This window comes from Streptomyces sp. NBC_01016, from assembly GCF_026341035.1.
Lineage (GTDB): Bacteria > Actinomycetota > Actinomycetes > Streptomycetales > Streptomycetaceae > Streptomyces.
In genome coordinates this window covers 3,009,487-3,027,995 of the sequence record NZ_JAPEOQ010000002.1, presented here as the reverse complement: position 1 = coordinate 3,027,995, position 18,509 = coordinate 3,009,487, and the positions used below count along the sequence as shown (strand labels likewise).

The 18,509-nt window shown below is 70.4% G+C and carries 18 protein-coding genes and 1 pseudogene; 11 read left to right on the top strand and 8 right to left on the bottom strand.

Annotated features, from left to right (window positions below):
- Positions 1–7 precede the first annotated feature (7 nt).
- Both OG746_RS40530 and OG746_RS40525 read right to left on the bottom strand, forming a co-directional pair.
- The gene (locus OG746_RS40530; protein ID WP_266723858.1) at positions 8–832 is read right to left on the bottom strand and encodes a carbon-nitrogen hydrolase family protein; all 825 of its coding nucleotides are present in this window, start codon (positions 830–832) and stop codon (positions 8–10) included.
- 46 nt (positions 833–878) lie between these two features.
- A complete protein-coding gene (locus OG746_RS40525; RefSeq protein ID WP_266723856.1) occupies positions 879–2,228 on the bottom strand; it encodes an MFS transporter in 1,350 nt (449 codons plus the stop codon).
- Positions 2,229–2,393: 165 nt separating this feature from the next.
- Here OG746_RS40525 and OG746_RS40520 point away from each other — a divergent pair, with 165 nt between their 5' ends.
- The 3 genes from OG746_RS40520 (at position 2,394) to OG746_RS40510 (ending at position 5,933) form a co-directional block, all read left to right on the top strand.
- Positions 2,394–3,080, top strand: coding sequence for a DUF2848 domain-containing protein (locus OG746_RS40520; RefSeq protein ID WP_266723854.1), 687 nt, complete (start codon positions 2,394–2,396; stop codon positions 3,078–3,080).
- Positions 3,081–3,263: 183 nt separating this feature from the next.
- Complete coding sequence (locus tag OG746_RS40515; protein ID WP_266723852.1) at positions 3,264–4,214, top strand: AF_0692 family protein; 951 nt, start codon at positions 3,264–3,266, stop codon at positions 4,212–4,214.
- A 195-nt stretch (positions 4,215–4,409) separates the two neighbouring features.
- A complete protein-coding gene (locus OG746_RS40510; protein WP_266723850.1) occupies positions 4,410–5,933 on the top strand; it encodes a catalase in 1,524 nt (507 codons plus the stop codon).
- 135 nt (positions 5,934–6,068) lie between these two features.
- Here OG746_RS40510 and OG746_RS40505 read toward each other — a convergent pair.
- A pseudogene (locus tag OG746_RS40505) lies at positions 6,069–6,278 on the bottom strand (LysR substrate-binding domain-containing protein); the annotation flags it as partial.
- Positions 6,279–6,593: 315 nt separating this feature from the next.
- Here OG746_RS40505 and OG746_RS40500 point away from each other — a divergent pair.
- Positions 6,594–7,235, top strand: a complete 642-nt coding sequence (locus OG746_RS40500; RefSeq protein WP_323179739.1) for a carbonic anhydrase — start codon at positions 6,594–6,596, stop codon at positions 7,233–7,235.
- A 48-nt stretch (positions 7,236–7,283) separates the two neighbouring features.
- Entirely contained in the window at positions 7,284–8,270 is a 987-nt protein-coding gene (locus OG746_RS40495; protein WP_266723848.1) for an L-threonylcarbamoyladenylate synthase, read from the top strand.
- Positions 8,271–8,292: 22 nt separating this feature from the next.
- On the opposite strand, the gene gap is transcribed toward OG746_RS40495, so the two are convergent.
- Positions 8,293–9,291 (bottom strand): type I glyceraldehyde-3-phosphate dehydrogenase, encoded by a 999-nt coding sequence (gene gap / locus OG746_RS40490; RefSeq protein ID WP_266723846.1) that lies wholly within the window; start codon positions 9,289–9,291, stop codon positions 8,293–8,295.
- Positions 9,292–9,409: 118 nt separating this feature from the next.
- Positions 9,410–10,366, bottom strand: a complete 957-nt coding sequence (locus OG746_RS40485) for a GlxA family transcriptional regulator (protein ID WP_266723844.1) — start codon at positions 10,364–10,366, stop codon at positions 9,410–9,412.
- A 299-nt stretch (positions 10,367–10,665) separates the two neighbouring features.
- Between OG746_RS40485 and OG746_RS40480 the strand changes: the two genes are divergently transcribed.
- Positions 10,666–11,016, top strand: coding sequence for an STAS domain-containing protein (locus OG746_RS40480; protein WP_266723842.1), 351 nt, complete (start codon positions 10,666–10,668; stop codon positions 11,014–11,016).
- 57 nt (positions 11,017–11,073) lie between these two features.
- Here the strand turns inward: OG746_RS40480 and OG746_RS40475 are convergent, their stop codons facing one another.
- Complete coding sequence (locus tag OG746_RS40475) at positions 11,074–11,658, bottom strand: dihydrofolate reductase family protein (protein WP_266723841.1); 585 nt, start codon at positions 11,656–11,658, stop codon at positions 11,074–11,076.
- Positions 11,659–11,955: 297 nt separating this feature from the next.
- On the opposite strand from OG746_RS40475, the gene OG746_RS40470 reads away from it, so the two are divergent.
- From OG746_RS40470 to OG746_RS40455, 4 genes are all read left to right on the top strand, one after another.
- A complete protein-coding gene (locus OG746_RS40470; protein ID WP_266723840.1) occupies positions 11,956–13,128 on the top strand; it encodes a cytochrome P450 in 1,173 nt (390 codons plus the stop codon).
- 34 nt (positions 13,129–13,162) lie between these two features.
- Entirely contained in the window at positions 13,163–14,044 is an 882-nt protein-coding gene (locus OG746_RS40465) for an alpha/beta fold hydrolase (RefSeq protein WP_266723839.1), read from the top strand.
- A gap of 73 nt (positions 14,045–14,117) precedes the next feature.
- Positions 14,118–14,918 (top strand): helix-turn-helix domain-containing protein, encoded by an 801-nt coding sequence (locus OG746_RS40460; protein ID WP_266723837.1) that lies wholly within the window; start codon positions 14,118–14,120, stop codon positions 14,916–14,918.
- A 173-nt stretch (positions 14,919–15,091) separates the two neighbouring features.
- On the top strand, positions 15,092–16,291 hold the full coding sequence (locus OG746_RS40455; RefSeq protein WP_266723835.1) for a 4-hydroxybenzoate 3-monooxygenase: 1,200 nt from the start codon (positions 15,092–15,094) through the stop codon (positions 16,289–16,291).
- Between the two features lie 135 nt (positions 16,292–16,426).
- On the opposite strand, the gene OG746_RS40450 is transcribed toward OG746_RS40455, so the two are convergent.
- Together OG746_RS40450 and OG746_RS40445 are read right to left on the bottom strand one after the other, a co-directional pair.
- Positions 16,427–17,101 carry a PepSY domain-containing protein gene (locus tag OG746_RS40450; RefSeq protein WP_266723833.1) on the bottom strand — a complete coding sequence of 225 codons (675 nt, stop codon included), beginning with the start codon at positions 17,099–17,101 and terminating at the stop codon, positions 16,427–16,429.
- Between the two features lie 286 nt (positions 17,102–17,387).
- On the bottom strand, positions 17,388–17,825 hold the full coding sequence (locus OG746_RS40445; RefSeq protein ID WP_266723831.1) for a VOC family protein: 438 nt from the start codon (positions 17,823–17,825) through the stop codon (positions 17,388–17,390).
- 131 nt (positions 17,826–17,956) lie between these two features.
- On the opposite strand from OG746_RS40445, the gene OG746_RS40440 reads away from it, so the two are divergent.
- Entirely contained in the window at positions 17,957–18,490 is a 534-nt protein-coding gene (locus OG746_RS40440; protein WP_266723829.1) for a TerD family protein, read from the top strand.
- Positions 18,491–18,509: the final 19 nt, after the last annotated feature.

The following is an 18,509-nucleotide window of genomic DNA, read 5'->3' as shown; positions in this document are numbered from 1 at the left end:
ACCCGCATCACTTCGGGTAGGTGATCACCGCGTCGTCGCGCCCGAGCCTGCGGTTGGCCAGCACGGAGATCTTCCCGCGCACCCGCTCGACCTCGGCGACGTCCAACTCGGCGACGATCAGGCCGGGTTCGGCGCCGAGGCTCTCCCGCACTGTGCCGTCAGGACCGACCAGCATGCTGTGCCCGATGCCCGTCGGGGCCGTGCCACTGACGTCGATGCCGCTCGCTGCCGGGTCCGCCTGGCCCACCGCGGCGACCCAGACAGTGGCGTCCAAGGCCCGGGCCCGTACGAGGAGTTCCCACTGCTCGCGCTTGCCGGGGCCCGCACCCCAGGACGCGGGGAGCAGCGTGGCGACGGCACCCGCGTCGGCGTGGGCCCGGAAGAGTTCGGGGAAGCGCACGTCGTAGCAGGTCGCGAGACCCAGGCGGACGCCGTCGACGTCGATGGTGACCACCCGCGTTCCGGGCGCGACGGTATCGGACTCCGCGAAGCCGAAGGCGTCGTAGAGGTGGATCTTGTCGTAGGTCTCCTCGACGCCCGGGCCTGTCGCGAGCAGGGTGTTGGTCACCCGCCCGTCGTCGGCCGGGGTGAACATCCCGGCGACGACGACGATGCCGGCCGCCTCGGCGATGGCCCGCAGCCGGTTCGCCCACGGGCCGTCGAGCGGCTCGGCGAGCGGGGTGAGCGGCGTGCCGAAGCAGGCCATCGCCGCTTCGGGGAGGACGACGACGCGGGCGCCCGCGTCGGCCGCGCGCCGCGCCTGCTCCTCGATTAGGTCGAGGTTCTTGGCCGGGTCGGGCCCGGTGGTGAGCTGGCTCAGGGCGATGAGCATGGGGTGTCCCTCCTGATGAGGCCTGATGGGGCGGTAGGTGTGCGGTTCAGGCGGTCGCCTGCGCGACCAGCTCCGTGTCCTCGTCCGTGGCCGCCTCCGCGTCGCGGCCCAGCAGGAGCCCGGTGACGGTCACGGCCGCGGTGACGGCAACGTATACGGCGAGCGGCACCCAGCTGTTGAACGAGCCGAGCAGCGCCGTGAACAGCAGTGGAGCGATCGCGCCGCCGATCAGACCGGCCAGCGTATACGCGAGCGAGGAGCCCGTGGAACGCAGCCGCGGCGAGAACTGTTCGGCGACGAACGCGGCCTGCGGGCCGTACATCAGCGAGTGCAGGACCAGCGCGACGATCACACCGAGGACGAGCAGACCCCACGAGCCGCCGTCGACCATGTTGAAGAAGACGAACGGCCACACACCGGCGCCGACGGCCGAACATCCGTACAGCAGGCGCCTGTTGACGCGGTCGGACAGGGCTCCCGCGAGCGGGATCAGGAAGATCTGCAGCGAGGAGCCGATGAGTACGGCGGTCAGCGCGGACCCCCGCGACATGTCCAGCTCGTCGGTGGCGTAGGTCAGCACGAACACGGTGAACAAGGCGTACAGCACGTCCGGGGCGACGCGGGCGAGCATCGCCGCGATCAGGGCGCGGGGCTGCCGGGTGAGCACCTCGCGCACCGGCGCCTCGGGGCGGCTCTGCTCGGCCTCCATCGCCTTGAAGACCGGGGTCTCCTCCAGCTTCGCGCGGATCCACAGGCCGAATCCGACCAGGACGCCGGAGACCAGGAAGGCGACGCGCCAGCCCCAGGAGAGGAACTGGTCCTCGGTCAGCAGGGCGCCGAGCGCCGCCAGGACGCCGTTGGCGAGGAGGTTGCCGGCGGGCGGTCCGACCTGTGCGGCCGAGGCGAAGAAGCCGCGCTTCTTCGGGTCGCCGAACTCGCTGGAGAGCAGCACGGCGCCGCCCCACTCGCCGCCGACGCCCACGCCCTGCGCGAACCGCAGCACGACCAGGGCGATGGGAGCGGCGGCGCCGATGCTGCTGTGGGTGGGCAGCAGGCCGATCAGGAACGTGGCCGCGCCGATCAGCACGAGCGTCGCGATCAGCACCTTCTTGCGGCCGATCACATCGCCGAGCCGACCGAAGACGATGCCGCCGAGCGGGCGCGAGACGTAGCCGACGGCGTACGTGGAGAAGGCCAGCAGGGTGCCGGTGAGCGGGTCCTCGGAGGGGAAGAACAGGTCGCCGAAGACCAGGGCCGACGCGGCGGAGTAGACCGCGAAGTCGTACCACTCCAGGGCGGTGCCGGTGAGGCTCGCGAAGAAGGCCCGGACGAGACCGGAGCGGTTCGGGGTGACAACCGGTGAGGCGGCCGGGCCGCGTGGGGAGTCTTGCAGCATTTCGGTCCTCGGTTCGGGGGCTTCGACGGTCTGAGGGGGGACGTCGACGTTCGGGGAGACATCGACCTTCCGGCATACTTCTTGTATACAGGTCGTATGCGCAAGCCCCGGACGGGAAGTTAACCGCTTCGCAACCCTCCTACCTGCTCACCCCTGGAGATTTCCATGACGCTGCTCACGTTCGAACTGCCCGATGGCTCCACCCGCGACGTGGACGTCGTCCAGGTCCTCAACGCCGGATACGCCGGGCGCAGCCAGGACGATGTCGCCGCGCACGTCGCCGAACTCGCCGAACTCGGCGTGCCCGCGCCGACCACCACCCCGGCCCTGTACCCCATCTCCCCCTACCTCGCGCAGCAGACCGAGCGGGTCGCGGTGCAGCACGGGCGGACCTCGGGCGAGGCGGAGTGGGCGCTCGTCGTGGCGCAGGACGGCGAGCTGCTGCTCACGGCCGCGTGCGACCACACGGACCGCGAGCTCGAGGTGCACGGCGTGGCCTGGAGCAAGAACGCGAGCCCGGATGTCCTGGCCCGCCGCGCCTGGCGCCTCTCGGACGTCGAGGGCCGCCTGGACGACCTGACGCTGCGCGCGTGGGTCACGGTGAAGGGCGAGGAGTCCCTGATCCAGGACGGCTCCCTCGCGGAGCTGCTCACGCCGTCGTACTGGGCCGACGTGCTGCGCGAGCGCGGCGAGCTGCTCCCCGGCACGGTGCTGATCTCCGGCACCATCCCGATGGCGGAGGGCGTGGACCAGTTCGGCGAGGCCTGGCGGGTGGAGCTGTCCGACCCGTCGACCGGTGACACCATCACGCTGGCCTACGCGGTGACACCGCTGCCGGTGCCGATCGGCTGAGCGGGGCACGAGAACGGGTGCCGGGTGCGCCGCCCATGGCGTGCGCACCCGGCTGGGTCCGCCCAAAGTCTCCCTGCTGTCTACCTTCGGATATTTCTGGCCGCGGGCCCGTAGCCGCACAGCCGTCCAGGGCAGCCGCTCGGCCGACTCGCGGGCGGGCCCGGCGTCCGTAGCGTCGGCGGCATGAGAAACAGCATGCCGGCGGTGGGACTCTTCTTCCTCGCGCCGTTGATCGGCGAGATGCTCCTCGGCGCGACCTCACTCGACGCCCTGGCGCTGCTGCCGGTCCTCGCGCTCCTCTACGGAAGCGGGGCCCTGCTCATCCGCGAACTCGTCCGCAGGACCGGACGCGGCTGGGGCTCCATCCTGCTGCTGGGCGCCGCGTACGCGCTGCTCGAAGAGGGCCTGCTGGACCAGATGCTGTTCAACGCCGACTACTCCGGCAACTACGACATGGTCACCGTGACGCCCATCCCCCTGGTCGGCACCGGCGCCTACGGCCTGATCTCCGTCCTGGCCGTGCACGCGCTGTGGAGCATCACCGTGCCGATCGCGCTCATGGAAGCCCTCGTCCCGCAGCGCGCGGAGCGTCCGTGGCTCGGAAGGACCGGGCTCACCGTCACGGCCGGACTGCTGGTGCTGGGGGCCGTGGTGGTCGGCTGGGGCAGCTACGACGACAGCGGTTACATGGCTCCTTGGCCGCTGCTGGCCGGCACGGCCGCCGTGGTGGCCGCGCTCGTGGTCGCCGCGTTCCTGATCCCCCGCCCGCGCGCCGGGCTCGACTCCCGCGGCGCGCCCCGGCCGCTGTTCGTCGGCATCGCCTCGTGCGCGGTCACCAGCGCCTTCTGGCTGGTTCTCCAGCCGAGCCGGCTGGGCGTGGCCGCCGCGCTCGCGATCGCCGTCGCGGCCGCGGGCCTTGTCCACCATTGGGCACGCGCGCGTGACTGGGCGCCGCCGCACATCTTCGCCCTGGCCGCCGGCGCCACGCTGACCTACGCCTGGGTCGGCTTCGGCCAGACCCCGGACCAGGGCTCGGGGGGCACCGTCAACCTCGTCGGCCACATCCTCCTGGCCGGCGCCGCCGTCGCCCTGCTCTGCGTCGCCGGGCGACGGGTGGGCGCCCGCTCCGCGTGAGCGGACCGCGTGGGCCCACCGCGGTGGGCCCACGCGGTCCGAATGGCCGGGTCCGCACGGAGGCCGCAGCATGGTCATGTCGTCGGTTTGCCCGGTGTGCCCTTCGAGAGGCGGCTCCGCCTGAAACGTCCTCCGAGGCTGCACCCACAGGGCGCCGAGGCGTTTAGGACCCCCGTCGAAAGGCACGCGTAGCCCATGAGTGACGACACAGCCAAAGCGACGACCACGGATGCCGGCGTTCCGGTCGAAAGCGATGAGCACTCGCTCACGGTCGGCGCCGGCGGCCCGATCCTCCTGCAGGACTCCTATCTGATCGAGCAGATGGCGCAGTTCAACCGCGAGCGGATCCCGGAGCGGCAGCCGCACGCCAAGGGCAGCGGCGCCTTCGGCCACTTCCAGGTCACCGCCGACGTCAGCCCCTACACGAAGGCCGCGCTGTTCCAGCCCGGGACGCGGACCGAGCTGGTGACCCGGTTCTCCACGGTCGCCGGCGAGCGCGGAAGCCCGGACACCTGGCGCGACCCCCGCGGATTCGCGGTGAAGTTCTACACCACCGAGGGCAACTACGACATGGTGGGGAACAACACCCCGGTGTTCTTCATCAAGGACCCGATGAAGTTCCAGCACTTCATCCGCTCCCAGAAGCGCCGCGCGGACAACAACCTCCGCGACCACGACATGCAGTGGGACTTCTGGACCCTCTCGCCCGAGTCCGCGCACCAGGTCACCTGGCTGATGGGCGACCGGGGCATTCCGCGGACCTGGCGCCACATGAACGGCTACACGTCCCACACCTACATGTGGGTCAACGCCCAGGGCGAGCGGTTCTGGGTGAAGTACCACTTCAAGACCGACCAGGGCATCGAGTGCTTCACCCAGCACGAGGCCGACCAGATGTGCGCGGCCGACACGGATTACCACACCCGTGATCTCTTCGAGCACATCCGCGACGGGGAGTACCCGAGCTGGACGCTGTACGTGCAGATCATGCCGTACGACGACGCCGCCACGTACCGCTTCAACCCGTTCGACCTGACCAAGGTGTGGCCGCACGCCGACTACCCGCTGGTCGAGGTCGGCAAGATGACGCTCGACCGCAATCCGACGGACAACCACGCGGAGATCGAGCAGGCGGCGTTCCAGCCGAACAACCTGGTCCCGGGGATCGGCCCGAGCCCCGACCGGATGCTGCTCGGCCGGCTGTTCTCCTACGCCGACGCGCACCGGCACCGGATCGGGGGCAACTACCAGCAGCTGCCGGTCAACGCTCCCGTCGCGCCCGTGAACACGTACTCCAAAGACGGGGCCATGGCCTACCGCAAGACCACGGACCCGGTGTACGCGCCGAACTCCAAGGGCGGCCCGGCGGCCGACACGGACCGCTACGGCACACCGCCCAGCTGGTCCGCGGACGGTGACATCACCCGCGCCGCCTACGTCGACCACGCCGAGGACGACGACTGGGGCCAGGCGGGCACGATGGTCCGCGAGGTCCTCGACGACGCCGCGCGCGACCGTCTCGTGGACAACGTCGTCGGCCACCTGCTCAACGACGTGAGCGAGCCGGTGCTGCACCGTGCGTTCGAGTACTGGTCCAACATCGACCGAACCATCGGTGAGCGCATCAAGCAGGGCGTGCAGGCCAAGGCCGGCGAGAAGGACCCCAAGGCGGCGGAGCAGGCCAACCCGGCGCGCAGCAGCATGCAGGACAAGGCCTGAGGTACACCCGCGGCCCGCGGGCGGGTGACGGCTACCGACGCGTGGCCGGAGTCCCGCCCGGGCCGCGGGTGAGGTGCTCGACAGTCTGCGCACCGCCGTCTCCAGGCCCGTGCCCGCGCGGAAGTCGATGAAGGACTCCTGGGCGAGGTCCCGGATCAGGGTGCGGCCCGCGTGCGCGAGGGGGTGCCCGGGGGCCGTGATGAGCACCAGTTCCTCGTGCCAGGATACGAACTCCACCAGTCCTTCGGGGAGTTCGGCCGCGTCCGGGGCGAGGTAGGCGAGGTCCAGTTCCTCGGCGCGCAGTGCCGCGTACAGCTCGTCGACCGGCGCGTCGCGTGCGGACACCTGGATGCCGGGCAGTCGGCGATAGCACGCCGCGAGTTCCGTGGGCAGGTCCACGGGGGGTGAGGGTCTGGATCGTGCCGATGGACACGCGTCCGGTGGTCAGTGACGGAGCTGACGCATCTCCATCCATCTACTCTATCGATGGCAGGCAGCTACACGATCTGTTGGACCGACCGGGCGGGGGCGCCGGATCCTGCTGGCATGCGCCCGCGCGCTGGCGGACCACACATATTTCGGGGGCTACCAGGGTTGCCTTCGTCGGGGTTCGGTGGACCTGGCTGCACGCTTCCGGGAGCCGAGTCGTAGCCTGCCGTCGTGACCGAGACGCTGAATCCCACTCCCGACGACGCCTTCGCGATGCTGCTGGACGGCAACCGACGCTTCGTCACCGGCACCCCCGGACATCCCAACCAGGACGCCGCGCGCCGTACCGAGACCGCGCCCGGGCAGAACCCCTTCGCGGTGCTGTTCGGCTGCTCCGACTCCCGCCTTGCCGCCGAGATCATCTTCGACCAGGGGCTCGGGGACATGTTCGTGGTCCGCACGGCCGGCCACGTGGTCGGTTCGGAGGTGCTGGGCAGCATCGAATACGGGGTGAGCGTGCTGGGCTGCCCGCTGGTCGTGGTCCTCGGCCATGACTCCTGCGGGGCGATCGCCGCCGCCAAGGACGCCGCCGACGGTGGCAGGGCGCCCGCCGGGTTCGTGCGTGACGTCGTCGAGCGCGTGACGCCGAGCGTGCTCGCGGCCCGCGCCGACGGCCGCGGTTCGGACCAGGAGATCCTGCACGAGCACATACGGCACACCGTCGACCTGCTGCTGGACCGTTCCCGTGTGCTGTCCGAGCAGGTGGCCGCAGGACGCCTCGCCGTGGTGGGCCTGTCCTACCGACTGGCCGACGGCACCGCGCAGCTGGTCGCCTCCCACGGCCTGAGCGAAACCGCCGACGCCGCACTCTGACCCCCGCCCCATCGAAAGAAGCGCACCACAGTGAAGGACAACGCGAGGGTGCCGGCACCCACCAGCGACATCCACATCGACAAGGCGGTCGCCGTGCTGCGCGCCGGTGGGCTCGTCGCCCTCCCGACGGAGACGGTCTACGGTCTGGGCGCCGACGCCGAGAACCCGGCCGCCGTCGCCCGCATCTTCGAGACCAAGGGCCGCCCGCCCAACCACCCGCTGATCGTCCACATCGGCGGCGCCGAGCACCTGGGCGACTGGGCCGAGGACGTGCCCGAGGCGGCGCGCCTGCTCGCGGAGCGCTTCTGGCCGGGGCCGCTCACGCTGGTCCTGCGGCGCAGTGGCCGGGTGCCCCTCGAAACCACCGGCGGACTCGAGACGGTGGGGCTGCGCGTGCCCGATCACCCCGCCGCGCTGGAGCTGCTCAACGCCTTCGGCGGCGGCATCGCGGCCCCGTCCGCCAACCGGTTCGGCTCGGTCAGCCCCACCACCGCCGATCACGTCCGCGCGGAGCTCGGTGACGGTGTCGACTTCGTGCTCGACGGCGGTCCCTGCGCGGTCGGCGTCGAGTCGACCATCGTGGACGCCACGAGCGAGTCGCTGAGCATTCTGCGGCCGGGCGGCGTGACGCGCGAGGACCTCGAACAGGCGCTGGGACGCCCCCTCGACGTCCCCGACACCAGCGAGGTGCGCGTACCGGGCCAGCATCCTTCGCACTACGCGCCAAACGCGCGCGTCGTCCTCGTCGAGCCGGAGGAGATCCTCGCCGAGACGGTCCGCGCGCACGAACTCGGCCACCGGGTGGGCGTGTTCCTGCCGTCGGCCCTCGCCGACGCTCCGGAGACGGTGAAGGCGCACGCCGTGGTCGCCGTCCCCGCGTCGCTGGACGCCTACGCGCGCGGCCTCTACGGCTACCTGCGCGAACTCGACGAGCAGGGCTGCGACCTCATCCTCGCGTCGCTGCCGACGCAGGAGGGCCTCGGCCTCGCGATCGCCAACCGCTTGCGCCGCGCGGCCGGGCCCCGGCCCGCGTAACCGACGGGCCGGGCGCTTCCGGTCAGCGGGCGGCGAGGAGTTCCAGCGTGTCGATCACCCGGTTCGAGAAGCCCCACTCGTTGTCGTACCAGGCGACCACCTTGATGTGTCGGCCGTCGACGCGGGTGAGGGCCGAGTCGAAGATCGACGAGGCGGGGTTGCCCACGATGTCGGAGGACACGAGCGCGTCCTCGGAGTATTCGAGGACGCCGGCGAGCGGGCCATCGGCCGCGGCGCGGTAGGCGGCCAGCACCTCGTCGCGCGTCACGTCGCGGGCGACGGTCGTGTTGAGTTCGACGATCGAGCCCACCGGTACGGGGACGCGGATCGAGTCGCCCGACAGCCTGCCGTCGAGGTTCGGGAGGACCAGGCCAATCGCCTTGGCGGCGCCGGTCGTGGTCGGCACGATGTTGACCCCGGCGGCGCGGGCGCGGCGGGCGTCGCGGTGCGGGCCGTCCTGGAGATTCTGCTCCTGCGTGTAGGCGTGCACCGTCGTCATGAACCCGTGCTCGATACCGGCGAGTTCGTCGAGCACCTTGGCCAGTGGCGCGAGCGCGTTGGTGGTGCAGGAGGCGTTCGAGACGATCGTGTGCACCGACGGGTCGTACGCGTCACTGTTGACCCCGAACGCGAGGGTGACGTCGGCGCCGTCCGACGGGGCGCTGACAAGTACCTTCTTCGCGCCCGCGTCGAGGTGGGCGCGGGCCGCCTTGGCCGAGGTGAAGCGGCCGGTGGCCTCCAGGACGAGGTCGACGCCGAGTTCGGCCCACGGCAGCTGCGCCGGTTCGCGCTCGGCCGTCACCGTGATCCGCCGGCCGTCGACGACGAGGGTGTTCCCGTCGACGGTGACCGGGCGCCCGAGCCGTCCTGCCGTGCTGTCGAAGGCGAGCAGCCGGGCGAGCGTGGCGGGCTCCGTCAGGTCGTTGACGGCGACGACCTCGAGGTCGCTGTCGCGCTCCAGCAGGGAGCGCAGCACATTGCGGCCGATGCGGCCGAATCCGTTGATGGCGATGCGAGTCATGAATGGTGTCCCTTCCGTTCCCCACCAGGCTCGCGCGCGGCTCGCGGTGCGGACAGTGGCGGGATCGCCACGCTTCAAAAGGATCCCGCCACGCGGCGTCGAGCGGCCCCGGGACGGGTCAGCCGCCCGGGGTGAAGGTGCGCCGGTACTCGCTCGGTGTGGTGCCGAGGATGCGCTGGAAGTGCAGCCGCAGGTTCGCGCTGGTGCCGAGCCCGACGTCGGCGGCGATCTGTTCGACGCTGCGCTGCGAGCGCTCGAGCAGTTCGCGGGCCAGGTCGATACGGGCGCGCATCACCCACTGCATCGGGGTGTATCCGGTCTCGTCGACGAAGCGCCGGGAGAAGGTGCGCGGTGACACCCCGGCCTGCCGCGCCAGCGTGTCGAGGGTGAGGGGCTCGCCGAGTCGGTGCAGCGCCCATTCGCGGGTGGCGGCGAATCGCTCCCCGAGCGGCTCGGGGACGCTGCGCGGCACGTACTGGGCCTGGCCGCCGCTGCGGTAGGGCGCGGCGACAAGCCGGCGGGCGGCGTGATTGGAAGCGGCGACTCCGAGGTCGCCGCGCAGGATGTGCAGGCACAGGTCGATGCCGGAGGCGGCACCGGCCGAGGTGAGCACGCGGCCCTCGTCGACGAACAGCACGTTCTCGTCGACCTGGACGAGCGGATGCCTGGCCGCGAGGGCGCGCGTGTAGTGCCAGTGCGTCGTGGCGCGCCTGCCGTCGAGCAGTCCCGTGGCGGCGAGCGCGAAGGCGCCGGTCGAGATGGCGGCGAGCCGGGCGCCCCGCTCGTGGGCGGCGAGCAGCGCGTCGACGACGGCCCGCGGCGGGTCCTCGCGATCGGGGAACCGGTAGCCGGGAACGAAGACGATGTCGGCCCACGCGAGCGCTTCGAGCCCGTACGCCACGGAGTACGCGAGTCCGTCGCCGCCGGTCACGAGCCCGGGCTCCGCCCCGCACACCCGCACCTCGTACGGCATGCTCGCGCGGGCCGTGAACACCTGCGCGGGAATCCCGACGTCGAGCGGCTTGGCGCCCTCGAGCACGAGGACGGCGACATGGTGCGGGCGGGAGGCTGACACAGGAGGAGATTACGCGGGAGTGGCCACGATCCCGGCACCGCACTGCCACCGCGAGGGGAAGGACGACAACACGTGGGCGGCCCGCACGCCTTGGCCGTCTCGCACGATGGCGGCGCCATATGCCAACGTACGCCCAGGACCGTATGCTCGCCGCCAATAGGCCCCTCCACCATATGCCGTAGGCATGACCAACAAGCAACCTTGGCCGCCTTCCGCCGGTTCGGATGCCAGGACCGGGCGCTCGGTGCTTCCATGGAACACTCAACGCACCTCAAGCGGGTAGGCCGAGGAGCAACAACATGAGCACGCCGACCTCACCCCTCTTCGACATCAACGTCGTCGACGCCGGAGACCTTGTCCTCCTCCGCGCGCGCGGGGAACTCGACCTGAACACCGCGCCCGGCCTCGACCGGGTGCTTGTCCCGTTGCACCCACGGCGCTGCGAACTCGACTTCGCCGAGGTGCCGTTCACCGACTCGACCGGCATCAACCTCCTCGTGCGCCATCAACAGCTGGCCGCCGACGCGGGAGGCAGCCTGCGCCTGATCGCCGTCAGCGGCCCCGTCCGCCGGGTCCTGGACATCTCCGGCACCGCCCGCCTCCTGCTCGCCACCCCCGAACCGCCGCCGACGGAGGCCACCGACTCCTGAGCCACGACGTCTTCGAGCGGTCCAGGTCAGTGACGCGGTAAGAGACGAAGTGGGTCTTTACGCAGCCCCCTCGGAGCCGCGCACCCGGTAGCGCAAGTGCGTGACGTCCCGGTCGTCGAGGCGTCGGGTGAGGTCGAGTTCGATGTGGTCGGCGCCGAGGTGGTCGAACAGGCGCCGGCCCTCCCCGAGGAGCACCGGGACCAGGTGGATCTCCATCTCGTCGATGTGGCCGGCCCGCAGGAGCGCCTGGGCCGCGCCCGCCCCGTGGACCATGACCGGCCGGTCCCCGGCGGCCTCGCGGGCCTGCCGGGCGCAGTCCTCGACGTCGGTGACGAATCGTGCGTGGCCGGGCGGTACGTCCCCGTCGTCCACGTGATGGGTGAGGACGAAGATCGGCACCCCGTCGTGGTGGTCGCCCTTCCAGCGTCCGGCGAGTTCGAAGGTGCGACGGCCGGAGATCACCGCGCCGGTCGCCAGCGCCTCGCGGTAGACCTGTCCGCTGGGGCCGTCGGATTTCCTGTCGTCGAGCCAGTTGAAGAGGCGTCCGCCGTCGCGGCCGAGCTCCTGGCCCGGTCGATCGTCCGGACCGGCGATGAAGCCGTCGAGCGACATCGACATGTACAGCCGAATCGGATTGCGCATGCCGGCCTCCCTCTCTCTTGCACGGCACGGAAAGGCTCCGTGGTCACAGCGGAAGACTCCAGGCAGCAGGCGAACTCATCGCCCTGGCGAGGCCTACGCCGAGGTCGCTTCATCCCGGATCCGGCCGCTCCGGCCGGAAAGACCCCTACGGTCGGGACTGTCACAAAGATGTCCTGTGTTCATGACATACGCCTAATGGGCGCAGGCCGCATGCCACGATCGCTCGGACCTTCCGTACTCGACGACGAACCGGGCCCGCACCGAACGACGTTCGGGCCCCCGTCCCCAGGAGCGCGTATGTCCGCGATACCGGTGAGCGACGTCGATCTCTACACGCCCGGCGCGCGGGCCGACCCGTACTCGATCTACAAGGAGTTACGGGCGCTCGGTCCTGTGGTGCACCTGTCCCGCTACGACCTCTACGCCCTCCCCCGCTACCAGGAGGTGCGCGCGGCGCTCATGGACTGGCGGACGTTCTCCTCGGCCCGCGGGGTGTTCGTCGATCCGGACATGAACGCGCAGCTCGAGGGGATCACGCTGTGCAGCGATCCGCCGGAACACACCGCGATGCGTGCGGTGTTGGGCCGTCCGCTGCGCCAGGACCGGATGCGCGACGTCACCCCCACCATCGAGGCGGAGGCCGAGCGGATCGTCGCGGAGCTGGTCGAGCGGGGCCGGTTCGACGCCGCGACGGAGCTGGCCGAGCACCTGCCCATGGCCGTCGTCTCCGACCTCGTCGGCCTGCCCGACCGGGGACGCGACAAGATGCTGGAGTGGGCCGCGGCCATGTGGGACATGCAGGGGCCCGCCAACGAGCGCTTCACGAAGGCGGCGCCCATGGTCGAGGAGTTCATGGGCTACGTCGTCCACGAGGCGGTCCCCGGGCGCATCGACCCCGACGGCTGGGCCGCCAACCTCCATCAGGCGGCCGACCGCGGGGAGTTGCCGCGCGAGAAGTGCCCGGCGCTGATGCTCGACTACGTCACGCCGAGCCTCGACACCACGATTCTCGCGATCACGAACGCGATCGCGCTCTTCGCCCAACACCCGGACCAGTGGGACCTGTTGCGGGCCGACCGATCCCTGATCCCGCACACCATCAATGAGTCGCTGCGCCTGGAGACCCCGGTGCCGCAGTTCAGCCGCGTCCTCACCGAGGACCACGAGATCGACGGCGTAGGTCTCCCCGCCGGCAGCCGGGTGGCCCTGCTCTACGGCTCCGCGAACCGCGACGAGCGCCACTACCCGGATCCCGAACGCTTCGACATCACCCGCCGCCCCTCGGACCACCTGGCATTCGGCCGCGGCGAACACGTCTGCGTCGGCATGCACCTGGCCCGCGTGGAGATGGGCACGCTCCTGGAGCGCCTCGCCGACCGGGTGAGCCGGTTCGAGACCGTGTCCTCGAGGCCGCTGCTCAACAACGGGCTGCGCGGGCTGGAGCATCTGGAGGTCACGGTGAGCGTCTAGGGCCTGCCCGTCGGCCTCATGACAGGATTCCTGTATGCCGAACGTTGTCGTGTCTCCCGAGGTGTCCATCGCGTACGAGAGTTTCGGCGACCCCGGGGACCCACCCGTCCTGCTCGTGATGGGTTTCGGCGCGCAGCTGCTCGGCTGGCACGAGGACTTCTGCCGGGCGCTGGCGGACCGCGGCCGGTACGTGATCCGCTACGACAACCGCGACTGCGGGCTGTCCACCAAGTTCGACGAGCATCCCGTCGACATGGGCGAGTTCATCGCCGCCGTCAGCTCGGGTGACATTCCCGCCGCCCTCGCGATGGTTCCCTACCGGCTTAGCGACATGGCCGACGACGGACTCGGCCTGCTCACCGCGCTCGGTATCGACCGCGCCCACGTGGTCGGCGCCTCGATGGGCGGGATGATCGCCCAGACGATGGCCCTCTCCTCCCCGGACCGGGTGCTTACCTTGACGTCGATGATGTCCTCGACCGGCGAGAGTGAGTACGGCCGGTCCAGCCCGGAGGCGCAGGCGGCACTGTTCACTCCGAAGCCGGCGGATCGCGAGGGATATGTCGCGGCGGCGGAGAAGGAGCTGGTGTGGGCCTCCAAGCGCTACGGCGACGCGGCGGCGCTGCGTGAGCTGGCCGCCGCGAGCCACGACCGCTCGTTCTACCCCGCGGGGATCGGGCGGCAACTCGGCGCGATGGTCCTCAGCGGTTCACGCGCGGACGCCCTCCGCGAACTGCGGGTGCCGACGCTGGTGATCCACGGCCTGGACGACACGCTGATCGACCCCAGCGGCGGAAAGCGCACCGCGGAGCTGGTGCCGGGTGCGGAACTCCTGCTGATCCCCGACATGGGCCACGACCGCCCCCGAGAGCTCTGGCCGGAGCTCATCGACGCCGTGGTGTCCCACACCGGCTGAGCAGGTCGTCCGTAGCACCTGCGGCCCGGGCATCGGAGTCGAGGGCCTCGTACCGTCGGTAAACTGGCCCCTGATGCCGAAAACCCGCCAGCCGTCGTCGGCCCCCTTGAAGTCCTCGGCTCCGCAGGACATGCCCAGCGGAGCCGGGTGGCTGCCGCATGGCTACGCGATGGCCTCGCACACCCACGAGGCGGGCCAGCTCGTCTACGCAGCCGCCGGGACGCTGGCCACCACTACGGAGCGCGGCACCTGGGTCGCTCCCGCCAACCGCGTGACGTGGACGCCGCCCGGCTTCGCCCACTCCCACCGCTTCTACGGCCGCACCGACACGCGACTGCTGACCGTTCCGGTCGAGCTGTGCCATGAACTGATCGCGCATCCAAGCGTGTTCGCGGTCGGCCCGCTGCTGCGCGAGGCCGTCCTCGCCCTCACCGGCGACCGGCCCGAGACACGTCCCGGCGCCCACCAGCGGCTGCTCGCCGTGGTCATCGACGAGCTGTCCAACACCCCCGAGCTGTCCCTGCATCTGCCCGAGGCGGACGATGACCGGCTCCGTGCCGTCACCGATCTTCTGCACGCCGATCCGGCCCGGCCCGCGACACTGTCCGAGCTCGGACGCGTCGCGGGAGCCAGCGAGCGCACCCTGAGCCGCCTGTTCCACACCGAGCTCGGCATGAGCTTCCACCAGTGGCGCACCATCCTGCGCATCCATCACGCGCTGGCCCATCTGACGGAGGGCACGTCGGTCACCGACACCGCGATGGCGTGCGGCTGGTCGAACCCGTCCAGCTTCATCGACGCCTTCAACGACGTCGTCGGCCAAACCCCGGGCAGCTACCAGGCGGACCTGCGCAACAGCCCCGCGATGCCCTAGGTGTGCTGCCCCTCGGCACATTGGCGGGTTTTCGGTATCACATGTCCATTCACCGGTTGGTGACGGCTGATGCCGGTTCCACAGTGGTGTCAGTACGCCGCCGCCCAGGCGGCACGGCCGCCCCCGCAGCGCGGAGTGCGCGGCCCCACCTTCTGCAAGGAGCTCGAAAAACCATGACCGAAACCGGCAGGGACACGACCGTCGTGATCGTCGGGGGCGGAGTCGCCGGACTCACGCTGGGCAATTTCCTCCTGGGCAAGGGGATCGGTTGCGTCGTCCTCGAAAAGCACAGTCGTGACTACGTGGAGCAGCGGCAGAGGGCCGGGGCTCTCGATGCCAACGGTGTGCGTGTACTGAACGAGTGGGGGCTGGGAGAGGCCGTCGAGGGCTACAGCCATGGGGACTCCGACGCGGGTGTGCCGCTGCTGATCGACGGAGAAGAACGGCAATGGAGGATGGGCGGCGGTGACGACGAGGACGAGGTCGACGGGGCGTTCTGCCCGCAGCAGATCCTCGTCCGCAATCTGATCAGGATCTTCCTGCGCGACGGCGGTGACCTGCGCTTCGGAGCGCAGGACGTATCCCTGCACGACATCGACATCGACATCGACACCGGCACCGGCACCGGCACCGAGCAGCCGACTGTTCGCTACCGGGACGCCGACGGCTCGACGCGGACGCTCACGTGCGCCTTCGTCGCCGGCAGCGATGGCTACCGCGGCGTCAGCCGGACGGCCGTCCCCGACGACGTACTCACCAGCTCCACCTACGAGTTCGGCTACGCCTGGCTGAGCGCGATGACGCAGGCGCCGGCGGATCCCCTGGCCGTGCTGGCCGTGCACTCGCGCGGATTCGCCGCGCGGATCACCCGAGGCCCGCACGCGAGCCGTCTCTACTTGCAGTGTCCACTCACGGACACCGTCGAACAGTGGCCCGACGAGCGCATCTGGAACGAACTGGAGGCTCGCTTCGGTGGGCCCGTGGAGTCCAGGGGTCCGATCACCAGCAGGCAGGTCGTGCCGCTGCGCGGAGTGGTCTTCAGCCCCATGCGCCATGGGCGCCTGTACCTGCTCGGGGACGCGGCCCACCTCATCTCCCCGATGAGCGCGGAGGGCATGAGCCTCGCCCTCCACGACGCCGACGCACTGGCCAAGGCGGTCGTCCGGCAGGTGGAGAAGAACGACTCGACCCTGCTCGACAGCTACTCCGACACCTGCCTGAACCACACATGGGAGCGCCAGGCATCCGCTGTCCGGATGACGCAGACCATGCACGACTCCGGTGACACCACCTACGAAGGGGAGTTCCGCAAGCAGATCGCCCGCAAGAACCTGGAAACCATGCTGGAACCGGCGGCGCCTCACGCCTCGTAGGTCGTGGACACACCCGGTCGATGTGCTCCGCGGTGATCCGCGCAGGCCTCGGGTGCCGTCCTTCATGATGGCCCGGGGTCGCCAAGGAACCATCGGTCCGTGTGGTCGGCCGAACGCGTCCGGGGCCGGGGGAATTCAGTCCTTGTCGACGTGCTCGTTCAGGACCTTGCCGTTGGCCGCGTCGATGTCGAACGACGTCTTGTCCCAGGTGGCAGGGGTGACCACGTCGACCGACCAGACCGTGGACCCGCTGTCGGAGTCGTCGAGGGCGACGGAGGTGACCTTGCCCTTCTTCCGCTCTGTGGCCGTATCGGCGGCCTTCACCGCCGTGATCTTGGCCGCGGCGAGCTTGTCGGAGTTCTCCTTCTTGTCGTCCGCGTCCTGGTCCTTGTCCGTCGTAGAGCCGCTCACCTTGCCGGTGACGGCATCGACGCGTACGTCGGTGCTCGTGCCGTCGGACGCGACGACCTCCGCTTCCCACTCCGGGTTGCCCTGGTTGTCGTCTCCGAGCTCGATGTCCAGGAGCTTGCTGCCGGAGACCTCCTTCTCGGCGGTGCGTGCCGCCTTGTCCCAGCCGACCTTCGTCGCGGAGAGCAGCTTCTTGCGCTCGGCCTGGTCCTCGTTCAGCCGGCCGGTCGGGGTCGCGTCGCCGGCCTGGTCCTGCTGGGAGGCGCTCTCGCTCTTCTTGGCGCCCGAGGAGGTGCCGTCCCCGTCGTCCGACGAGCACGCGCTCAGCAGGGAGAGCGATGCGGCGACGGCGCACACGACGCCGACGGCACGCCCTCGCGCGCTTCGGTTGCTCCGCTTCACGGGTACAGAGTGCATGGGTGGGCCTTTCGTGCCGTGGGCCGGGGAGATCCGTGCCGCTCCCGCGCCCAGGTCACCCCGTGCGCCCGCCGCCCTCACGGCGACTCCGCAAACGGGCACGAAGCGGACGCCCGCCGATCGTCCCAGCCTCCCCGGGGCTCGGCATCCCGACGCCCCGACGTCCCGGCACACGGTCTCGGCCCTGCCCGTCGCGACGGCCCGGCGCACGGCCTCCCGCCCTGCCCGACACGCGCGCAGGAGCCGGGAGGCCGATTGACCCGATCGGCCGTCAGCCCTTCTTCAGCTCCTCGGCGAACATCACGATGATGCCGCTGGGGCCGCGGACATACGTGAGCTTGTAGATGTCCTCATAGGTGCCCACGCCGCGAAGCGGGTGGCACCCGTGCTTGGCGGCCGTCTCGAGGGCCTCTTCGATGTTGTCGACCGAGAAGGCGACGCGGTGCATACCGATCTCGTTGGGGAGGGTCGGCTCCGTCTCGATCGCATCGGGGTGGATGTACTCGAAGAGCTCCAGGCGACCCTGTCCGTCCGGCGTCTGGAGCATCGCGATCTTGGCGTGATTGCCATCGAGTCCGACGGCGGTATCGGTCCACTCCCCACTGACCGTGTCCCGGCCGAGGACCGTGAGGCCGAGGTCGGTGAAGAAGGAGATCGTTGCTTCGAGGTCGCGAACAGCGATGGCGACGTTCTCAAGTTTGATGGCCATGCGTTGCATGCTACGAGTCGGGCGGCCGCGAATTGCGTTAAGGGACCATCAAGCCGCTGGTAGCAGGACATACTTGAGGGCACGGGGGCGGGATGGCCCCTCGTTGACTCGAGGCAAGGAGGCGGCGTTCGGTGAGCAGCGTCACGACGGGACTGCAGAAGATCGATGTCAGGCTTCGGTGGGACCCCAGCCCCGTCGGGGAGTCACCGCGCCATCTCGACATCGTCGCCGCGACGTACTCCGACGACGACGTCGACGGGGATCCCGCGTACGTCGTCCACTACGACAGCCGCTCCCCCGACGGCACCATCAACATGATCCGGGACAGCAAGACCGGGATGGGTTTCGGCTTCGTCGAGGTCATGACTCTCGAACTCGACCGACTGGCGTCCTCCTACGCGCGAGTGGTGGTCGGCGTGGTGATCCATCAGGACGCCGACCCGCGCACCTTCTCCGACATCGAGAATGCCGGGGTCGTGGTCGTGGAGAAGTACACGGAGCTTCTGGAGACCGACTTCACGCCGGTCGCCGGGGCCACCGCCGCGACGATCGTGGAGTTCCGGCGGAATGACTCCGGGGCCTGGAAACTCCACGAGCTGATCCAGGGCTTCGACTGCGACGCGAGCGCGTTCCCTGCCGAAATGGGCAGCGCCCGGCAGGGTTGAGCCGGACCAATACCGCTCC

What these genes read in the sequence shown, in the direction of transcription:
- OG746_RS40530 (WP_266723858.1), bottom strand. Translation starts at nt 832, where the DNA reads ATGCTCATCGCCCTGAGCCAGCTCACCACCGGGCCCGACCCGGCCAAG.
- OG746_RS40525 (WP_266723856.1), bottom strand. Translation starts at nt 2,228, where the DNA reads ATGCTGCAAGACTCCCCACGCGGCCCGGCCGCCTCACCGGTTGTCACC.
- OG746_RS40520 (WP_266723854.1), top strand. Translation starts at nt 2,394, where the DNA reads ATGACGCTGCTCACGTTCGAACTGCCCGATGGCTCCACCCGCGACGTG.
- OG746_RS40515 (WP_266723852.1), top strand. Translation starts at nt 3,264, where the DNA reads ATGAGAAACAGCATGCCGGCGGTGGGACTCTTCTTCCTCGCGCCGTTG.
- OG746_RS40510 (WP_266723850.1), top strand. Translation starts at nt 4,410, where the DNA reads ATGAGTGACGACACAGCCAAAGCGACGACCACGGATGCCGGCGTTCCG.
- gap (WP_266723846.1), bottom strand. Translation starts at nt 9,291, where the DNA reads ATGACTCGCATCGCCATCAACGGATTCGGCCGCATCGGCCGCAATGTG.
- OG746_RS40480 (WP_266723842.1), top strand. Translation starts at nt 10,666, where the DNA reads ATGAGCACGCCGACCTCACCCCTCTTCGACATCAACGTCGTCGACGCC.
- OG746_RS40475 (WP_266723841.1), bottom strand. Translation starts at nt 11,658, where the DNA reads ATGCGCAATCCGATTCGGCTGTACATGTCGATGTCGCTCGACGGCTTC.
- OG746_RS40470 (WP_266723840.1), top strand. Translation starts at nt 11,956, where the DNA reads ATGTCCGCGATACCGGTGAGCGACGTCGATCTCTACACGCCCGGCGCG.
- OG746_RS40465 (WP_266723839.1), top strand. Translation starts at nt 13,163, where the DNA reads ATGCCGAACGTTGTCGTGTCTCCCGAGGTGTCCATCGCGTACGAGAGT.
- OG746_RS40460 (WP_266723837.1), top strand. Translation starts at nt 14,118, where the DNA reads ATGCCGAAAACCCGCCAGCCGTCGTCGGCCCCCTTGAAGTCCTCGGCT.
- OG746_RS40455 (WP_266723835.1), top strand. Translation starts at nt 15,092, where the DNA reads ATGACCGAAACCGGCAGGGACACGACCGTCGTGATCGTCGGGGGCGGA.
- OG746_RS40445 (WP_266723831.1), bottom strand. Translation starts at nt 17,825, where the DNA reads ATGGCCATCAAACTTGAGAACGTCGCCATCGCTGTTCGCGACCTCGAA.